This window comes from Geovibrio thiophilus (assembly GCF_004087915.1).
GTDB classification, from domain to species: domain Bacteria; phylum Chrysiogenota; class Deferribacteres; order Deferribacterales; family Geovibrionaceae; genus Geovibrio; species Geovibrio thiophilus.
Genome location: NZ_CP035108.1, coordinates 2,424,274 through 2,443,724, shown reverse-complemented (window position 1 = coordinate 2,443,724; position 19,451 = coordinate 2,424,274). Strand labels below are relative to the sequence as shown.

Genomic DNA, 19,451 nt, shown 5'->3' with positions numbered 1-19,451 from the left:
GCCTCCCTAAGCGATTTCAAGTTTCACGAAGCCGTTGTGAAAGCCTGCGGCGCCGCTTATGGGGTCTGTGAGGTTTGAAGTGAAGTCGGAGGTTCTGGCTCCTTTCCCTGTGATCCGCGTGAGCCCCTTGGTTTCATGACCGAAGCCGTAGGGGAGGAACACCGCCTGAGGATGGATGTAGTCCACAACCCTTGCCGTACAGGGGTTGCTCTTGAAGCCTTCCTTCACTAGGCGCACCTGCATTCCGTCTTTAATCCCCAGTGCTTTCGCTCTATCCGTGTGTATCCACAGGGGCACTTCGGATTTATGGAGTGCGAGAAGCCATGCGTTGTTCTGAGTGCGTGCGTGGGTGTGGAAGCTCAGTCTGCCGAAAAGGAACCTGAACTCGTCTTCCGCCGGAACGGGGTTTTCTTCGTATGAAGGCATCGGCGGGTAGGAAAAATGCTCGCACAGGTTACTGTAGAATTCGGCTTTTCCCGAAGGAGTTCTGAAGGAGGGCTCTTCCTCTCCGTCTTCAACAGGATAGGGTGTGCTCTCATTTGCCACCCAGACTCCGTGCTTCTTCATGTATTCTTCTGTGATGCCGAGTGCCTCAAAAGCCAGTCTGTTGTACTCCCTCACGTCAAGGAACTCGTTTTCGTGTCCCATGGCGGCAGAAAGCTGTGCTGCTATTTCCCATCCGCCTTTAGTATCGAATACGGGATTTACGGCGGGCTCTCTGAACTGGATGTAGCCTTTTCTGCGTCCGGTACTTATTACGGGGTCATAACGCTCAAGGTATGTGGATTCTGGAAGGATAACATCTGAAAGCCACGCTGTATCTGTCATATAAATTTCACATGTGACAAGAAGCTCAGTGTTCTCCAGAGCCTTTTTCACCATTTCCGTACTGCCGTGGTGGTGAAGCGGGTTACAGCCGTATACAAACATGCCCTTAAGGGGATAGACATCCTGATTGGCTATATGCTCCATGAGTTTATTGGCGAAACCGAGGTTTTTCGGTCCGAGAGGGAACTCTTCGGAACCGGCGCCGTCCGCCCTGTCCGCATAGGGTTTGTCAAAGTGAACCATGTGCGGCGCGTCATATTTGAAACCGACTGTGCGGTAAATTCCGCCGCGCACTTCCCAGTTGCCCATGAGCATGTTAAGGCATGCCACTATCCTTGTGAACTGGGTGTCGTTGCCGTATCTGGTGAGCCTTCTGCCCGGGTGAATATAGCAGTGGGGAGCTGCCTCACAGAGTTTTTCAGCGGCTTTTATTATTTCCGTCTGAGGGATTTCAGTTATCTGTGATGCCCACTCAACCGTGTATTCCGCCACATGCTCCTTAAACAGGTCAAAGCCGTGGGTGTAGCCGTCTACAAAGTTTTTGTTGTAGATCTCTTTTTCTATTATGTAGTTAATCATGCCGAGAAGCAGAGCTGAATCTGTCCCGGGTTTAATCATCATGTACTGGTTTGCCTTTGCCGCTGTCTTTGTGAAGCGGGGATCAACATAGATTACGTGCGCGCCTTTTGCCACGCCTTCCACGAAATCCTGCATTTCGCCCACATGGAGCGCCTCGACAATGTTTCTGCCCAGAAGCATGATGCACTTGGAGTTCTGGGAGTCCACGGGTTCTTTGCCGCCTACGGCTTTTCCGTACGAAAGCGCCCAGCCTATGTCACGGCTGCCCGTACACTGAGCGTAGGAAGGTATGCAGTAGTTCGGTGAGCCTATGATTTCAACAAGCTCAACAAAAGAGTGTTCGCCCGAACCGTGAGCAAAGATGCTGAAGGTTTCCGGACCGTATTTCTCTTTCAGTTCGTTTGTTTTCTGCGCAACATATGTGAGCGCTTCTTCCCATGTCGCTTTTCTGAATTTGCCGGAGCCTCTTTCGCCGTCTCTTATGAGAGGAGTCTTGAGTCTGTCCGGATCATAAAGCTGGAATACGCCTGCATTTCCTTTTGCGCAAAGTTTGCCGTAGTTGCTGGGGCAGTCAGGCTGTCCTTCGAGTTTTTTCACTTTTCCGTCGACAACTTTTGCAGTAAGCCCGCATTTCCAGAAGCACATTTCGCACCAGTTCTGAGCGTATGTTACTCCCTGCTGCGGTTCCGCAGAGGCGGGTGAGCTGCCTGTGAGCAGACGGAAAGATGACATGGACGCCAATGCTGCGCCCACTGAGGCCGTTCCCTGAATAAAACGTCTTCGGGAGATTCTGCATTTTGTCATGGATTCCCTCGTTTGAAGATTATATGCGAATTAACGCATGTTTGAACTTTAAATAAACATTAAAGGTAGATTAGTTCCGTGAGAAAAAAGTGTCAATAAAAAGTGACAATTTAATCACGATTACGGCGTATAATAACTAAAATTGAACATGTCTATCAATTAATCTTATATTTTTAAACATGACAAAATGATTGACTATCCTATATATATAACATATAGAAATAATATGGCATTAAGAGATCTTAACGACAAAGAATTGGACGATGTTCTCGAAATATTCAAAGCGCTTGCAAGCCCTGTGCGTCTGCTCATAGCCAGAATGGTTTGCGAGAGACCCCGCTACGGATACGAGATCGAAGAAGCCTTCGACTGCGAAAGAACCAATATTACAAAGCATGTTAATCTGATGAAGGATGCAGGACTGCTGAAAGCTTACAAAGAAGGAAGAAAAACACTTTTTGTGCTTCAGACCGGTCACATCAAAAGCAGTTTGCTTGGGTGCATCGAGCACGACAAGCTGATTGAAAATTCTAAAGCTTAGTGATTATTTAGGTTTTGCTGTTTAAGGTATTTCTTTTTTCTATAGCACTTCCGCTATTCATACACTGAAAGAACACCCTGACTTCATATAAATTCAATTGGCAGACTCAAGCCGCTGTTTTCAGGGCTTCATCAATGCAAAGCGCAATAATCTCATTTTAATTTTCTGATTTTTTATCCGTCCTTTTTTTATCCGGCTCATCAGTTTCTTATCAGTATGAGTGATAAAAATATCACACTTCGCTTGACGCCTCCGTGTCACACTGTTTATACTTTACATATGTTTATTTGGAGGTACCGTATGAACAGGATTTTAATTGTCGCCGCTGCGCTCACGGCAATGCTCCTGAGCGTCACCGCCCATGCTTCGGCTCCTGAGAATCTGGTCAAAACCCGTGAGGCGAAGCTCGCTGAGGCGAGAAAATCAATCAAAGAGGTTTCCCCCGCCGAGGTGGCTGAAATGAGCGCCAAAGGTGAAGCATTTATTATGCTTGACATAAGGGAGCCTGAGGAACAGGGGATGGTTATCGCCGTCGGAACTCTTAAAAAAATCCCAAGAGGGCTTCTTGAGTGGGTCGCAGGCGGTCAGCTTAACTCTGATGATAAAATTGTGGTCTACTGCAAGACCGGCGCCAGAGGAGCTTTCGCCACACATCTGCTCAATGAGCTCGGCTACAGAAACGCCGTAAACATGAAAGGCGGAATAGTCGGCTGGCTAGAAGCCGGATATGGCGTGCAGACCTATATCGGCGAGATAAAACCCTTGGACTACAGATTTTCCAACTGATATTAGGCAGGCGGCTTTCATGAAGCCGCCTGTTTTCTGTTATTCTGCTTAAATGTGATAATTTGGTAACTTATAATCCTGCTATGCTTTTGATATTGCTTTTTTCAGTCTTTTGCTTCTGTAAGTATTTATCTATTGGTATTAATAATTAACTATATATTAGCTATGATTTGCTCAGTATGCGGGGTTCTCGCGGAACACCCGGAGGTCTGCGTGTATATTTTATTATAGGTTAAGGTATTCCGTCAGGAGAAAATTCAGATGTTTATTATATTGCGCCGGAACTTAATACCGTGATAATCATCATATAGCATAGGGAGGACAGAATATGATAGAACTGCTCAGAAAAAGAAGAAGCGTCAGGCAATACACTGATAAGCCTGTGGAAAAGGAGAAAAGGGATATACTTTCCGAAGCCCTTCTCCGCTCTCCCAGTTCAAGGGGGAGAAACCCTTGGGAATTCATCCTCGTGGACGACAGAGAGAATATAGCTAAACTTGCGGAGGCAAAAAAACACGGCTCATCCTTTGCCAAGGACGCCGGTCTGATTTATGTCATTACCGGAGACAGGGACATGAGCGACATGTGCGTTGAGGACTGCTCCATAGCCGCGGTCACTCTGCATTATACCGCTGTTTCTCTCGGACTCGGAAGCTGCTGGATTCAGCTCAGGGAAAGGGAAAAAGACGAAAGAACCAAGTCAGAGGACTATGTACGCAGGCTTCTGGGCATACCGGACAGCTACCTTGTGCTGGCGATGGTTGCCATTGGCTACGCAGCGGAAACGCCTGAGCCTCATCCTGATAACTATCTTCAGAAACACAAGATACGTCTCAACAGGTTTTAAAAAACGCGGGGCAGAAGACGCCCCGTTTAATTTACTGCTTCTTCCGCAGTTCCGTGACGGATTCCCCGCCGACACCCCAGTTGTCTGTTTCAACCTCGTCTATGATGACGAATGTTGTCTTGGGGTTTTTGCCGAGTACGTCCGCAAGCAGATCTGTAACCCCTCTGATGAGTTTTTCCTTCTGTTCCTTTGTTGCGCCCTCTCTGGTGATTCTGATATTTACGAACGGCATTTTTTCCTCCTTATGTATACTGTTCCGGCAAGGGCGGTAAGCGCCGCCCCGACTATGATATTGGCAGATGAAAAGATCAGGGGCGCGGCGAAGCTGCCGGATTTATAAGCCATAAGACCGCCTATCCAAGGACTGATTATCTGTCCTATTCCGAAAAATACGGTAAGAAACGGAGCGGTGTTCCCCTTGGGCATTATATGCCTCCCGCACGCAAGGGCAAGGGTTACGGCGCCGAGGAATGTTCCTCCGAAAATTATTGAGAAGAGGTAGGCGGCTGATATGGAATTGCTGAATACGGGAAGGAGCATTCCCGCCGCCTGAAGCATCAGCAGTAGGAAGAGTACCCTGAAAAGACCGAATCTGTGCCCTGCCCATGACCACAGGAAGTTTGAGAAAACCGCAGTTCCGCCTGCCAGCGCCCAGCCTGTGAATCCTGCGCCTGAAGAGCCGGATGACAGCTTTATTATATCCACGAGAAATGTCCCGGCTATTATGTATCCCGAACCTTCCAGAAGGTAGGCAAACGCCAGAAGGAGCATCGGCGGGCTGAAAAGACCGCGATTATCTACCTCCGTGCTTCTGCGCGCGGAAGCAGATCTGCCCCCTGAGAGCCACACAGCGGTCAGAGCGGTTAAGGTGCAGACCGCGCCTATGAAATACCATGACACACGCCAGCCGCCGTAGTGCGAGGCGAAGGGTACTGCCCATGAGGAAAAAGCGATTCCCGCCCCTATGCCGCTGAAAAGAAAACCGCCTAAGGTTTGTTTCATGTTCTCATATAGGGCGGTGTAAACTTTTTCCGCCGCGCATACAAAAACAGCGGCGCTGTAAAAGCCTGAGAAAAAGCGTATGGTACTCCACCAAAGCATTCCGTCAAACACAGGCATAGCCGCGGTGGTGAGCACACTCAGCGCCAGTGATATTTCAAATGTGCGCTTCTTGGGCGGACTGATGCTGTAGTACACTGCGCCTGCGAGATAACCGGCGAAATTGGCGGAGGCTATGAAACCTGCCTGAGCTGTATTGAGTGCGCCCGCCTCCAGCATGAATGTGATCGCTGGAGTATAGGCAAAACGTCCGATGCCCATAGCGGTAAACATTGCCGCCGCCCCGCCCAGAAGAACCGCCCCGTAATGCTTCATCACGCCTCCCTTTTCTGCGATATTATCATATACTTGAACCAATACAACCATTAAAGGCGGTTCAGCGGATAATTTATGTACGTAATTACGCTCATACATCCGGCTGTTCCGAAAAATCCTTCTGCCGTTCATTTTACCTTGGTTCTGATTATATTGTTGAGAAATGGAAAATTTTCCTCAGATTTAATTCCTTTTTCAAACAAACAGGGGATATACTTAACCTGAGGCAAACTAATAAGCAGGCAAAGAACTTTTATCCGGAGGACGGCTGTAGATTTCATATTGTTTATTTATCCCCGTGAGCGATTTCTGCGTCCGCTTTTTGAACCGTTCCGGTTTTTTACAGCACGCAGACACTGTTCTCTTATATGTGAAAAATATCCCCGTCCTCAGTAAAAACTTCATTTTTAGCGATATTATCATGAGTTTACATCAACACAAGTGATAACAAATATTACTCCGCAGATATATCATATATCACAAAATATGCTTATTTTATGGTGATGTATGGATTTAAACGAACTGAAAATCTTTTTGGAGGTTTACAGGACAGGGACAATTTCATCTGCTGCGGAAAAGCTCAATACGGTGCAGTCTAATGTTACCGCCCGCCTCAAGAAGCTTGAGGACGAGCTTAATGTGTGCCTGTTTTACCGCAAAAGCAGAGGGGTGGAAATCACATCTGACGGCAAGAGGCTCCTGCCGTTCGCAAAAAAGATTATGTCCGCGGCGGCGGAAATAAACGCGGAATTTAAGTTTAAACCCCTGTGCAAAGGCGAGGTGCGCATCGGACTCACCGACACCACATTTGCCGAATGCCTTCCATCCGCCATGGCAGCCTATAAAAAAAAATATCCGGAGGTGGAACTGACTATCAAAACAGACGCCTCATCAGCTCTTGTGGAGGATATTATCGGATACAGACTGGACGGAGCTTTTACTGGAAGCGTGGGAGGAAACGAGAATATCGAGTCTGTCCATGTGTGCAGGGTTCCCGCTGTTTTGGGCGGCGTGAAAAAGGAGATCGAGTCGCCGTCCGCTATGATTGTTTTCAAAAAGGGCTGCTCTTACAGGGACGTGACGGAGAAGTGGGCGCTCTCGTCTGGGAAACAGAATATAAAGATTATTGAGTTCAGCACGCTGGACGGAATACTTGGCTGCGTGAGCGCCGGACTTGGAGTCACGTGCATGCCTGAGAAGGTGCTGAGGAAGTACGGCGTGCCTTTTGAGGAGATTGAAGAGGACTTCAGCTTGGTTGAAACCAACTACATATACCGCAGGGACGTAAAACCGTCCGCCGCTGCGGATGCGTTTGCCTCTTTATTAAGGAAAAACTTTTTGACTGAAACGGACTGAATGTTGTTAAATAGAGCCTGAAAAAAAATAATTCGGTGATGGCATGGGATACAGAAATCTTTCGGAATGCGCTTTTGACCTTGAAAAAAAGGGAATGCTTGTCAGGGTTGACGCGGAGCTTGATCCTCATCTGGAAATAGGCTGCGTTCAGCGGCGCGTATACGAGGCGGGCGGACCTGCACTTCTGTTCGCCAATGTGAGGGGGAGCCGGTTTCCCATGCTCGGCAATCTCTTCGGAACAACAGAGAGAACAAGATATATTTTCAGGGACAGTCTCAGGGTTATCGAGGCTATGGTTAAGATGAAAATCAGCCCCAAGGAGGCTGCTGCAGATTTTCCTTCACTGCTGAAAGCAATTGCGGGAGCTTACAGGCTGCTTCCGTCCGGAAAACGTTTTTCTCCTGTTCTCAAAAACATATGCACTCTTAAGGATCTTCCTCAGCTTGTTTCATGGCCTATGGACGGCGGGGCTTTTGTGACCCTGCCGCTTGTATATACCGAAAATCCCGCCTCAAGAGGGTTTCGCTCCTCAAATCTCGGCATGTACAGAGTGCAGATTTCGGGCAACGAATACCTTGAAAATGAGGCGGGGCTTCACTACCAGATTCACAGAGGAATAGGCGTTCACCACAGGGAGGCTCTGCGGCGGGGCGAGCCTCTCCCTGTGAATATTTTTATCGGCGGCGCTCCGGCTCTGACCGTTGCCGCCGTTATGCCTCTGCCTGAGGGCATGCCTGAGCTTGCCTTTGCGGGTGTTCTCGGCGGAAGACGCATAGGATACGGCAGAACCCCGAACGGGCTTCCCGTTCCGTCTGAGGCGGATTTCTGCATATCAGGTCATATTTACGGAAACGAAACCAAACCGGAGGGACCCTTCGGTGATCATATAGGATACTACAGTCTCAGGCATGATTTTCCCGTGATGAAGGTTGATGCCGTGTACCACAGGGATAATGCCGTATATCCTTTCACTAGTGTCGGCAGACCCCCTCAGGAGGATACAAGCTTCGGGGAGTTCATACATGAACTCACAGGCGGACTGATACCCGAGGTTCTGCCCGGGGTAAAGGCTGTGCATGCCGTGGACGCCGCGGGTGTGCATCCGCTTCTGTTTGCCGTGGGCAGCGAACGTTACGCGCCGTATGAGGACAATCCCCGCCCGAAGGAGCTTCTCACTCAGGCTAATGCCGTGCTGGGGCAGGGACAGCTCTCTTTGGCGAAATATCTGTTTATTTCTAATTATTTCGACAATGAGGAACTTGATATAAATGATGCGGAGGCGTTTCTTGTCCATATGCTTGAAAGGGCGGACTGGCGGCGGGATCTGCATTTTCAGACATCCACGACCATAGATACTCTGGACTACTCCGGCAGCGGGCTGAATGAGGGTTCAAAGCTTGTTATAGCCGCCTGCGGAGAAAAAAGACGTGAACTTCCGACGGAGATAAAGAACGGGCTTAATCTGCCCGACGGCTTTTCAGAACCGAGAGTCGCAATGCCCGGTGTGCTTGTGATTAAGGGAACTAAGGCAGACGCCCCCAGAGGAATGGAGGATGAGAGGATGCACGCCTTCGTCCGCCGTTTCGATGCGGAGCATCCCATAAACCGCTTTCCGCTTATTATAATAGCTGACGACAGCGAGTTTACGGCAAGGAATTTATCAAATCTCCTATGGGTGAGTTTTACAAGGTCAAACCCCGCTAGCGATGTTTACGGCATAGAGGCTGAAACCGTGAGCAAGCACTTCGGGTGCCGCGGCTCATTGGTCATAGACGCACGCATAAAGCCTCACCATGCTCCGGCTCTTGAGATGGATAAGGACGTGCAGAAAAGGGTGGATTCTCTTTTCGCCAAAGGCGGCGTTTTGGCAGGGCTGGGGTAACAGCCTCACGGATCGGGCTGCGCAGTTTCACATTATTATGTGAGAGATTGCTTCACCCTTTCAGGGTTCGCAATGACGGCAATTAATGTCACAGCGAGGAGCAGAGCGACGCGGCAGTCTCGGTTTATTCGTATTCACACGTGTTTATGGTTGTTATATACCTCAACAACCCTGTCTATGCCTTCCATAAATGCGTCAACGGCTTTCGGGTCAAAGTGCTTTCCTCTTTCTCCCAGAATATACTCCACAGCCTGTTCAAAAGGCCAAGCCTCTTTATACGGGCGCTTGGATGTGAGCGCGTCAAAAACATCCGCCAGAGCCACAATCCGTGCGTCCAGCGGAATGTCCTCCTCTTTCAGCCCTTCGGGGTAGCCGGAACCGTCATATTTTTCGTGATGGCATCCGGCGATTGCAGCTCCCCCCCGTATGTAGGGAGAATCAGCGTTTTTCAGTATGTCGCATCCGAAGACAGTGTGCTTTTTCATTATCTGGAATTCTTCAGGAGTGAGCTTCCCCTGTTTGTTGAGTATCGTGTCGCTCACTGCGATTTTGCCAATATCATGAAGAGGAGCGGTATGGAAAATCTGTTCGCAGAATTCCGGCGTGCAGCCCATCCCTTCCGCAATGATTCTGGCGTAGTTTCCAACCCTGAGAATGTGCTCGCCGGTTTCTTCGTCTCTGTATTCAGCAACACGTCCGAGAAGGGCAAGCGCCTCAAACTCTCTGGCACGGATAACCTCTGTCGCCTTTTCCACTTCGGACTGAAGATGGAGTGCCCGTTCGCTGAGCATTTTTCTGTATTTTCTGATGGTGAGGATATTGTTCAGGCGCGCTTTAAACTCCGTGGTGTCTATGGGCTTGGTGAGAAACTCCGTGGCGCCGGATTCAAAAGCCCCGATTTTTACGGTATTGTCATCGTTAACAGCGGTAATCATTATGATGGGCACATCAGGCTGGATTGCTTTAATCATTTTGGTGAGCTCGATGCCGTTCATTTTCGGCATCATGTAATCGACAAGGGCCACATCAATTTCGTTTGTCTGAACATATTCCAGTGCGTCCACAGGGTTGGAAAAGCTTTTGACCCTGTGTCCTATGGCACCAGCCAAGTGCTCTATAAGCATGAGATTAACTTTGTTGTCGTCAACCGCGATAATGTTAAAGAAAAAATCCATCCAAGATTCCTAGTATTAATAATTATTAGACATTATAATCTATTATTGTTGCATTTGAATCAAGCTTTGACAACGGTTTTGTGTTTGTATATGCGGCAAAACGTCAGACAGCCCGAGGGTAGCGCATGAAGGTTTTCAATTTCAGTTGCAGAGACACGGAAGAACTGCGCAGACAGCTTGCGGACACAGAGTTTTACGAAAAAGGGCACAGGCTTGTGCAGATATTCGGCGGAAGCGGCAGCATGCGTCAGATAACAGCCATTGCCGCCGCTGCCGGAAAAATAGAAAACTCATGCGTAATAGGGTGCACAAGCGCGGGTGAGGTTCTGGAAGGGAAAATTCTCGAAGGCTCCGTGGTTGTCTCCATTGCTGATTTTGAGTTCTCGGAAGTCAAATCATTCTTCTTCGCTGGCAGCGACATGGTCAGAGCAGCGGATGAAATAACGTCGAATATAATAGATGAAAAAACAAAAGGGCTGATCATCCTTACCGACGGCTTGAAAAGCGACGGTCAGGCGCTGATTGCACGTCTGGCGGAGACTGCCCCGCATGTTCAGATAGCAGGAGGAAAAGCAGCGGACGACTATTCATATACGGAAACCTTTGTTTTTACGGATGAGGAGTTCTGCGACTGCGGCGTGGTCTGCGCCGCGCTCAGCGGTGATGAGCTGATTCTGAACACAGACTATCTTTTCAGCTGGGAACCCGTAGGCGAAATGATGACAGTCACCTCCGCTAAAGGGGGCAGGGTCTACACCATAAATGACACTCCCGCTGTGGAGATCTACCGCCATTATCTGGGGCATGAAGTTGCGGACGGACTGCCTGACGCCGGTATTGAGTTCCCTCTCATCACCTTCCGCAGGGGCATAGAGGTGGCAAGAAGCCCTGTCGCCAAATACGATGACGGTTCGGTGCTTTTCGCTGGCGGACTTGAAACTGGGAACCGTGTGCGCTTCGGGTTCGGCAATCTGGATTTCGCCGATTCAGGCGCATATGTGAAATATGACGCCATGAGCGAGGTTCCGGTGGAATGTGTGTTCATATACACCTGCTCGGGGCGCAGATTCTTCCTGAAATACGGTATGGAGACGGAGCTGCGGCTTCTCTCCTCAATGGGCAGCTCCGCAGGCTTCTTTACCTACGGCGAGTATTTTCATAAAAACCGCTGCAACGAGCTGCTCAACATCACCACAACCTTTATCACTCTCAGCGAATCCAAGGATGCGCTTAAACGGCATAAGACAGAACGGAAGCGCAGCTCCAACCGTTCGCTGAAAGCTCTCACAACCCTTGTTCGCACCACCTCCTCTGAGCTTAATTTTGAAAAAGAGCTGTCATCGGTAATTCTGGATAATCAGGAGAGTATCGTGATTCTCCGTTCCGAGTCTGACGGGGCAGTGAAGATAAACCGAACCTTCTTCGACCTGTTCGGCTTCGCGGATCTCAGGGATTTTAAAGGGAAGCACAGATGCGTCAGCGAGCTTTTCATATCTCAGGAGGGCTATCTGGAGGGCGGTTGTTTTGATGATGTTGACATTATAATAAACGAGAAATGCAAAATGCGCGATCCGAAGGGCATAGTCCGTGTTTATAAGGTTCGCGCGTCCAAGCTGAACTTCGGTGAGCCTCCTTATATGCTTGTAACGCTCAATGACGTTACAGACCTAGAAAACGCCGTAAACACCGCGGTATTTGCGGAGAAAGCAAAATCCGACTTCCTAGCGAACATCAGCCACGAAATCAAAACCCCGCTGGGGGGCATGCTTGGCTTTCTGGATATTCTGGGACAGATGGAAACCGCTCCTGAGAAAAAAGAGCTGATCTCCGTAATAAGGGAGAACGGCGCCGGACTTCTCTCCGTCATAAACGACATACTGGACTACTCCAAAATAGACAACGGCAGGATGGAGATACGCTATATGCCGTTCAGACTTGAGCATGAGCTCAAGGCGGTTATATCCACATTCAGGATAAAGGCGCGGGAAAAGGATATAGAGCTCATACTGAATAAGGATGAATCCCTGCCTGTTTATATGGTTTCAGACCCGCTGAGGCTGAAGCAGATACTCTGCAATCTGATCAGCAATGCCCTGAAATTCACCCCCGCCGGCGGCAGGACGGAGCTGAGGGCTGAGTATCTGGAGAGCGAGAAAAAAGTGCGGTTCAGCGTAACAGACAACGGCATAGGCATACCTAAGGAGAACCAGAAGAGGATCTTCCGCTTTTATGTGGATACCGATAAGGATATTTCAACAAAAAGCCACGGCGGAAGCGGTCTGGGACTTGCTATATCCTCCAGCCTTGTTGATATGATGGGCGGAAGGCTTGAGCTCGAAAGTGATCAGGGGGAGGGCAGCCGCTTCTTCTTCTCGCTGGATATAAATGACTTCCTGCTTCCCGAAGGCTACGGCGGCACACGCCTTGCCTCTCAGGAAAGCCCTGCCGGAGCGTTCAGGGGAAAGGTGCTGATAGCGGATGACAATGAGACCACTGCAAAGCTTGTTGAACTGATCCTCGGTTCATACGAGCTTGAATATGTATGGGCGAAAAACGGTAAAGAGGCTGTAACGGCTTTCACTGCGGATAAATTCAATCTCATTCTGATAGATGAGAACATGCCTGTTATGAGCGGGTGTGAGGCAGTGGCGGAAATACGCAAACTGGAGGCGAGACAAAACAGGGAAAGAACTCCCATAGCGGCTTTCACAGCCAATATAGGGCTTTTTGTGGATGAAAATTTCCGCAAATTCGGAATGGACGAGTTTCTGCCCAAGCCTCTGGATTTTGCTGAACTCCACGGACTTCTCCATAAATATCTGGACGAATCAGCCGGCGGTCTTGAAACAATGAGACAGAAGCGCGCGTACCCAACATCCGGCATGGGGGCGGGCGGAGAGCTGATTACAGATGTCATTGACGGTCTAAGGCTCAAAAAAGAAGACGTTATTATACTGCTGGACAATTTTATCGAACAGTTTAAAGAACAGTACGAAAATCTTGAACATGCGTTAGCTGAGCGCAATTACGCAAGGATAGGCGCAGTGGCGCACAGCATATACGGAGCCGCCAGCAACCTGCGCCTGAAGCGGATCGCGGAGAAAGCCAGAGAGATTTCCGAGTGTGCTAAGAACGGGCACGACTGCGAATATCCGTTTCTGTTTGAATACCTCGCCCTTCAGGTAAAGTATCTGGAAGCAGCTGTTGTATCAATTAAGTAATATGTTAAGTACGGTTTCATATGGTGAAATATACGGTGCATTGTAATACGGGCAATGGTTTTCGTGCTACGATCTCGGCTGAGTTATGAACCGTTTATGTCAATCAGTTGACCTATATTTTACTTTCTAAATGCACAGCTTAAAAAAATCGTGTTTTAAGAAATTATTCCGATAAATTTTATTCAAAAAATTTACACATATTTTCCTGTGAGAAAAAATGGTCAGATGATTTAGATGAGTTGATAGTTATTATTATCGTTTTAGCAGCCGGCAGTTCAAAATTATCCGCTGAACCCCCTTGAAAAAAGGATTTCAGCAGATCATGCCTCTCTCTCCGTTTTCGCTGATTTTGCTCATAACTTTAAATCAGATGCTCAAAACTCCCTTGCACTGTTTTGCCGGGGGTATTTGCGGAAAAAAATTCAAACGCAATTTTGATACGCTATAGGATTAGTCTATGGCTTGCATCAAAAAAATTAGTATGCAACTATAGCGCGTTTTAATTCATTTATTTGGTATTCTGTTACGCACTAGTAATTTGTACAGTGCTAACTTTAGGTTAGGTTTAAAGAATAGAGGTGTAGTATGAGCAGAAACAGCCTTTTCGGGGCTAATGTCTCAAGACGTGACGTGCTGAAATTCAGCGTAGGGGTCACGGCTTTGATGGGACTTCCTTATTCAATGCATACGGCAATAGCAGATGCGGCAACGTCCGATAACCGTCCGCCCGTCATCTGGCTCCATTTTCAGGAGTGTACAGGTTGTTCAGAGTCGCTTTTAAGGTCTGACCACCCGACACCTGCCGCCCTTCTTCTCGACATGATTTCACTCGACTACCATGAAACTCTCATGGTGGGCTCCGGACATCAGGCTGAGAAATCGCTTCATGATTCAATGGAAGCGAACAAAGGAAAATACATTCTCATAGTAGAAGGCGCTGTGCCTCTCGCTGAGAACGGTATTTACTGCAAAGTCGCAGGCAAAACAGCCAAGGATTCTCTCCTTGAGGCTGCCGCCGGCGCTGCCGCGGTTATCAACATCGGCACATGTTCATCATTCGGCGGCGTACAGGCTGCGGCTCCCAACCCCACTCAGGCGGTTTCAGCGGACAGTCTTATAAAAGACAAACCGGTAATCAACATTCCCGGCTGTCCTCCCAGTCCCTATAACCTGCTCGCCACCGTTCTTTACATACTCACTCTCGGCAAGCTTCCCGAGCTTGACGACAAGAAAAGACCCATGTTCGCTTACGGCAGGAAAATCCATGAGCATTGCGAAAGAAGACCTCACTTCGATGCCGGCAGATTTGCCGAAAACTTCGATGATGAAGGTCACAGACTCGGCTACTGCCTTTACAAGCTCGGCTGCAAAGGTCCCGCGACTTTCGCCAACTGTTCCGTTCAGAGATTCAATGACGTGGGCGTATGGCCTGTTTCCGTGGGTCACCCCTGCATAGGCTGTACTGAGCCTGATATTATGTTCCATCTTTCCATCTTCGATAAAGTTCAGGTGCATCACCCCACTCCTCCTGATTTCTACCCTAATGCCAACCCTGAAAGCAGGGGTAAAGGCGCTGACCCGCTCACTACGGGTATAGTCGGTCTCATAGGCGGCGCAGCGATAGGTGCCAGCGCAATGGTGGCTGCGAACCTTCCGAAGGAGGAAAATGATGAAGAAGACGAGGCGTGAGTTTATAAAACTCGCGGCTCTCAGCGGCGCAGGAATTGCTGCCGCTCCGCTGGCGGCGGAAGCTTCTGCTCCCATCGCCGCAAATGAAGAAGCCGTGGGTATGCTTTACGATGCCACGCTCTGCGTCGGCTGTAAGGCATGCGTAGCGAGTTGTAAAAATGTCAACGATATGGACGCGGCTCCCGCGCCCAATGACGCTGACAGACTTTGGGACGCTCCCGAAGACCTCGACTACAGGACAAGAAACATAATAAAACTTTATAAAGACGGTGAAGGTGACTTCTCATACGTGAAGTACCAGTGCATGCACTGCATCAAGCCTTCATGCGTTTCCGCCTGCCCTGTTGGCGCAATGCAGCAGGAAAAGGGCAGAGGCATCGTCTTCTACGATAAAGACATCTGCATCGGCTGCCGCTATTGTCAGGTTGCCTGCCCGTTCAACATTCCTAAGTTTGAATGGCCCAAGGCTTTCCCGAAAATAGTGAAATGTGACCTCTGCAAATTTACCAACCTTAAGGATAAAGGCATTCCGGCATGCTGTGATGTTTGCCCCACGAAGGCGGTAATCTTCGGCAAAAGGGACTTCCTCCTTGCCGAAGCTAAAAAGAGGATTGCTGAAAACCCTGATAAATATCAGAAAGAGATATACGGAGAGTTTGAAGTCGGCGGAACAAACGTTATCTATATCGCCGGTGAAACTTTCGACAATCTCGGTTTCAGAGAGCTTGAGCATGACTCAAACGCAGCTTTCTCCGAAAACATTCAGCACACGATTTACAAAGGCTTCGTAGCGCCTGTGGCTCTTTACGGTTTCCTCGCTTTCGTAGCGCTTAAGAACCGCAAAAATCACCATGGTCACGGACACGGGCACGATGCCAAACACGAGGATAAACATGGTTCCGAAAAGTAATGAATATATGGCACTACACCGTGAGAAGATTCTCACCCCGTCTTTCTGGGTGCTTCTTGCCTTCACGGTAATCGGCTTCTACTGCATCGGTCTCCGTTATGTAATGGGTATCGGCGCTGTGAGTAACCTTTCGGACGGTTTCCCGTGGGGTATCTGGATCGCCTATGACGTTGCCACCGGTACGGCTCTTGCCTGCGGCGGTTATGCTCTCGCGATCGTGATCTACATCATGAACGGCTGGAAATATCACCCCCTTATCCGTTCTGCGATCGTTACATCACTCTTCGGCTACGCCCTCGCGGGCTTCTCCGTTATGGTGGATCTCGGAAGATACTGGAACGCTTACAGCTTCTTCATGCCTTCACGCTGGCAGGTAAACTCGGTAATGTTTGAGGTTGCGGTCTGCGTTATGGCGTACAACGTGGTTCTTGCCATTGAGCTTCTTCCTGCGATTCTGGAAAGGTTCGTGCACTCCAAGAATCCCCGTTTTCCGAAACTCAAGGAATATGCCAGAAAAGTATACCCTAAGCTTGATAAGATACTTATCTTCTTCATAGTTCTGGGTATCACGCTTCCCACTATGCACCAGTCCTCATTGGGCTCTATGATGATTATCGCCGGGTCAAAACTGAACCCCATATGGCAGACGGGCTTTCTCCCGATCCTTTTCCTCATAAACGCCATGTACATAGGCTACTCAGTGATCATTTTTGAATCCACACTGTCATCTGTTGTTTTCGGGAGACCGTTTGAGAAAGAGGTAAGGGTAATAGCTAAAGTTGTTCCCTACCTCACTGCGGCATGGCTTATTATCCGCTTTGCAGACCTCTATCACAGAGGACACCTCTCAACGGCTTTTTCAGGAGACTACTATTCAAAAATGTTCCTCGTCGAAACACTGCTCATAGCCGGCGGTGCTTACATGCTGACATGGAAGCATTTCAGAATGTCGCCGAGATGGGTCTTCGTATCCGCCGTTATGCTCTGCGTAGGCGGTTCATGGTACAGGTTCAGCGTTTACATCATCGGCTTCAACCCCGCTAAGGGATGGGAATATTTCCCCTCACTGCCTGAGTTTTTCATAACCCTCGGTCTCGTGGCTTTTGAAATCCTCGGCTACATGGTGCTGGTGAAAATGTTCCCCATCATGCCCAACCTTGAAGGGCACAAGAAGAACGCTTAATATTTTTAGGAGATTAAATAATGGGAAAAAGAATAACGATTGACCCTATTACCCGTATAGAAGGACACCTCAGAATAGATGTTGAGGTGGACGGCGGTCAGGTTACTAAGGCATGGTCCTCTGCGCAGATGTGGAGAGGGATCGAGAAGATCCTTATGGGGCGTGACCCCAGAGACGCATGGGTTTTCGCGCAGAGATTCTGCGGTGTCTGCACCACTGTACACGCTATAAGCTCAATCCGCTCCCTTGAAGCGGCTATGAACGTTGACGTTCCAGTTAACGGTCAGCTCATAAGAAACATGATGATAGCTCAGCACTCCGTACAGGATCATATAGTGCATTTCTATCACCTCTCCGCTCTTGACTGGGTGGACATTGTTTCCGCTCTTTCAGCCAGCCCCAAGAAAACCGCTGCCATAGCTCAGAGCCTTTCCGACTGGCCCGGCAACAGCGTTACTGAATTCGCCGCTGTAAAAGAAAAGCTTAAAAGCTTCGTTGCCACAGGCAAGCTCGGCATCTTCGGCTCAGGCTACTGGGGGCACCCCGCAATGAAACTCAGCCCCGAAGTGAACCTTATGGCTGTTGCTCATTACCTTAAAGCCCTTGACTACCAGAGAAAAGCGGCTCAGGCTGTGGCTATTCTCGGCGGTAAAAACCCCCACATACAGAACCTCTGCCTCGGCGGTGTAGCCACTGCCGTTAACGTGGACAATCAGGCAACGCTTAACATGGAGAGATTCGCTCAGCTTCGTGTTCTCATGACCGAAACAAGAGACTTCGTGAAAAAAGTTCTCTTTCCTGATGTCGTGGCTATCGGCTCTATGTACAAGGACTGGTTCAAATACGGCAAAGGCGTGAATAACTATCTTGCTGTACCGGAATTTCCTCTTGATGAAAAAATGACTAAGTTCGACATGAACGGCGGAATAGTTTTCAACAGCGAGTTCAATAAAATGAGAGTCCTTAAAGATCACAAGGACGCTTACCTTATTGATAACGTTACCGAATCCGTCGCTCACGCGTGGTACGAGGACGGCGCGCCCAAGAATCCTTTTGAAGGCGTTACCGAGCCCAATTACACAGACTTCAGCGAAAACGGCAAATACTCATGGTCAAAAGCGCCCAGACTCGCCGACAAGCCTGTGCAGGTAGGTCCCGTTGCTCAGATCCTTGCATCTTACTACAACAAGGACAAAGAGGTTGTTGACCTTGTCAACTCATCGGTTAAAACTCTCGGCATAAGCGTGGGCGACCTTGAGTCCACCATGGGAAGACACGTTACAAGAGCAATCCGCTCTGTTGTAATGGCTGACAAATCACTTAAATACCTTGATATGCTCATTGAAAACCTTGCAAAAGGCGAAACTGCGTACGCGAACCATGTTGAAATGCCCATGGGAGAATACAGAGGCGTAGGCTTCCACGAAGCTCCCAGAGGAACACTTTCACACTGGATCGTTATTAAAGATAAAAAAATTGCCAACTATCAGGCGGTTGTGCCTTCGACATGGAACGCCGGTCCCAGAGACGAAAAAGGACAGGCAGGTCCCTATGAGGCGAGTCTTGTAGGCAACCCCGTTGCTGACGCCCATCAGCCCCTTGAGGTGATACGGACAATCCACTCCTTCGACCCCTGCATTGCGTGCGCCGTGCACTCAATCGACCCCGAAGGAAAAGAACTTACAAACATAAAAGTAAGATAATAAAGACAAAGCAGGGCAGGTGACGAGCCTGCCCCGTTTTTTTAAGTTGCGGTTTGTTCCGCAATGATTTATACGGAGCACATATGAACGTACTTGTATTCGGTGCAGGAAACATTTTGCTTGGTGACGAAGGTTTCGGCGTGCACATGATCCAACACATGGAGAAAAAATTCGGGGCACACGCGAACGTGGAACTCTATGACGGCGGAACAATGGGCATTTTTGCCACCCATAAGCTGGAGGAAGCCGAGCACATCATCATCATAGACACTCTTGATGCAGACGGTGAGCCCGGGGAGATACGTACATACGGTCTTGATGACATAAGACTCAACAAGATTCCCGCCAAGATGTCTCCCCACCAGATAGGTTTGCAGGAAGTTCTGCTCATCAGCGAAGTGCGCGGGAAAGTGCCCGAAAGCGTGAAGCTTCTGGGCATAATCCCCAAATCTCTCGAAAGCGGCATCGATCTCAGCCCTGAGCTTCAGGGAAAGGTTGCGGTTGTTGAAGAGCTTATTCTCGAAGAATTAGGTTCTCACGGCATCACTCTGGAAAGGAGAAAGGACGCTTAGT

15 protein-coding genes are annotated in these 19,451 nt (G+C 49.0%); 11 read left to right on the top strand and 4 right to left on the bottom strand.

From position 1 onward, the window contains the following. Positions 1-6: 6 nt before the first annotated feature. Entirely contained in the window at positions 7-2,211 is a 2,205-nt protein-coding gene (locus tag EP073_RS11320) for a molybdopterin-containing oxidoreductase family protein (protein ID WP_128467257.1), read from the bottom strand. A 226-nt stretch (positions 2,212-2,437) separates the two neighbouring features. Between EP073_RS11320 and EP073_RS11315 the strand changes: the two genes are divergently transcribed. From EP073_RS11315 to EP073_RS11305, 3 genes are all read left to right on the top strand, one after another. Then, positions 2,438-2,752 carry an ArsR/SmtB family transcription factor gene (locus tag EP073_RS11315; protein WP_164885359.1) on the top strand — a complete coding sequence of 105 codons (315 nt, stop codon included), beginning with the start codon at positions 2,438-2,440 and terminating at the stop codon, positions 2,750-2,752. Between the two features lie 300 nt (positions 2,753-3,052). Then, a complete protein-coding gene (locus EP073_RS11310) occupies positions 3,053-3,538 on the top strand; it encodes a rhodanese-like domain-containing protein (RefSeq protein ID WP_164885358.1) in 486 nt (161 codons plus the stop codon). 328 nt (positions 3,539-3,866) lie between these two features. Further along, positions 3,867-4,385: a nitroreductase family protein gene (locus tag EP073_RS11305; protein WP_128467254.1), complete on the top strand. Its 519-nt coding sequence runs from the start codon at positions 3,867-3,869 to the stop codon at positions 4,383-4,385. Positions 4,386-4,416: 31 nt separating this feature from the next. On the opposite strand, the gene EP073_RS11300 is transcribed toward EP073_RS11305, so the two are convergent. Then, a complete protein-coding gene (locus EP073_RS11300; protein WP_128467253.1) occupies positions 4,417-4,617 on the bottom strand; it encodes a 2-hydroxymuconate tautomerase family protein in 201 nt (66 codons plus the stop codon). After that, entirely contained in the window at positions 4,605-5,759 is a 1,155-nt protein-coding gene (locus tag EP073_RS11295; protein ID WP_164885357.1) for a YbfB/YjiJ family MFS transporter, read from the bottom strand. The genes EP073_RS11300 and EP073_RS11295 overlap by 13 nt, the downstream gene beginning before the upstream one ends. A 507-nt stretch (positions 5,760-6,266) precedes the next feature. Between EP073_RS11295 and EP073_RS11290 the strand changes: the two genes are divergently transcribed. Continuing rightward, a complete protein-coding gene (locus EP073_RS11290) occupies positions 6,267-7,115 on the top strand; it encodes a LysR family transcriptional regulator (RefSeq protein WP_128467251.1) in 849 nt (282 codons plus the stop codon). Positions 7,116-7,158: 43 nt separating this feature from the next. Next, positions 7,159-8,997 carry a UbiD family decarboxylase gene (locus EP073_RS11285; protein ID WP_128467250.1) on the top strand — a complete coding sequence of 613 codons (1,839 nt, stop codon included), beginning with the start codon at positions 7,159-7,161 and terminating at the stop codon, positions 8,995-8,997. A 134-nt stretch (positions 8,998-9,131) separates the two neighbouring features. Here EP073_RS11285 and EP073_RS11280 read toward each other — a convergent pair whose 3' ends face one another. Continuing rightward, positions 9,132-10,172, bottom strand: coding sequence for an HD domain-containing phosphohydrolase (locus EP073_RS11280; protein WP_128467249.1), 1,041 nt, complete (start codon positions 10,170-10,172; stop codon positions 9,132-9,134). A gap of 125 nt (positions 10,173-10,297) precedes the next feature. Here EP073_RS11280 and EP073_RS11275 point away from each other — a divergent pair, with 125 nt between their 5' ends. From EP073_RS11275 to EP073_RS11250, 6 genes are all read left to right on the top strand, one after another. Next, positions 10,298-13,393: an FIST N-terminal domain-containing protein gene (locus EP073_RS11275; RefSeq protein ID WP_128467248.1), complete on the top strand. Its 3,096-nt coding sequence runs from the start codon at positions 10,298-10,300 to the stop codon at positions 13,391-13,393. Positions 13,394-13,978: 585 nt separating this feature from the next. Continuing rightward, a complete protein-coding gene (locus tag EP073_RS11270; protein ID WP_128467247.1) occupies positions 13,979-15,082 on the top strand; it encodes a hydrogenase small subunit in 1,104 nt (367 codons plus the stop codon). Continuing rightward, the gene (gene hybA / locus EP073_RS11265; protein WP_128467246.1) at positions 15,060-15,992 is read left to right on the top strand and encodes a hydrogenase 2 operon protein HybA; all 933 of its coding nucleotides are present in this window, start codon (positions 15,060-15,062) and stop codon (positions 15,990-15,992) included. Before EP073_RS11270 ends, hybA begins: the two co-directional genes overlap by 23 nt. Positions 15,993-15,999: 7 nt before the next feature. Then, the gene (gene hybB / locus EP073_RS11260) at positions 16,000-17,175 is read left to right on the top strand and encodes a Ni/Fe-hydrogenase cytochrome b subunit (RefSeq protein WP_164885356.1); all 1,176 of its coding nucleotides are present in this window, start codon (positions 16,000-16,002) and stop codon (positions 17,173-17,175) included. Positions 17,176-17,195: 20 nt separating this feature from the next. Then, a complete protein-coding gene (locus tag EP073_RS11255; RefSeq protein ID WP_128467244.1) occupies positions 17,196-18,878 on the top strand; it encodes a nickel-dependent hydrogenase large subunit in 1,683 nt (560 codons plus the stop codon). A gap of 83 nt (positions 18,879-18,961) precedes the next feature. Further along, positions 18,962-19,450, top strand: coding sequence for a HyaD/HybD family hydrogenase maturation endopeptidase (locus EP073_RS11250; RefSeq protein WP_128467243.1), 489 nt, complete (start codon positions 18,962-18,964; stop codon positions 19,448-19,450). Position 19,451: the final 1 nt, after the last annotated feature.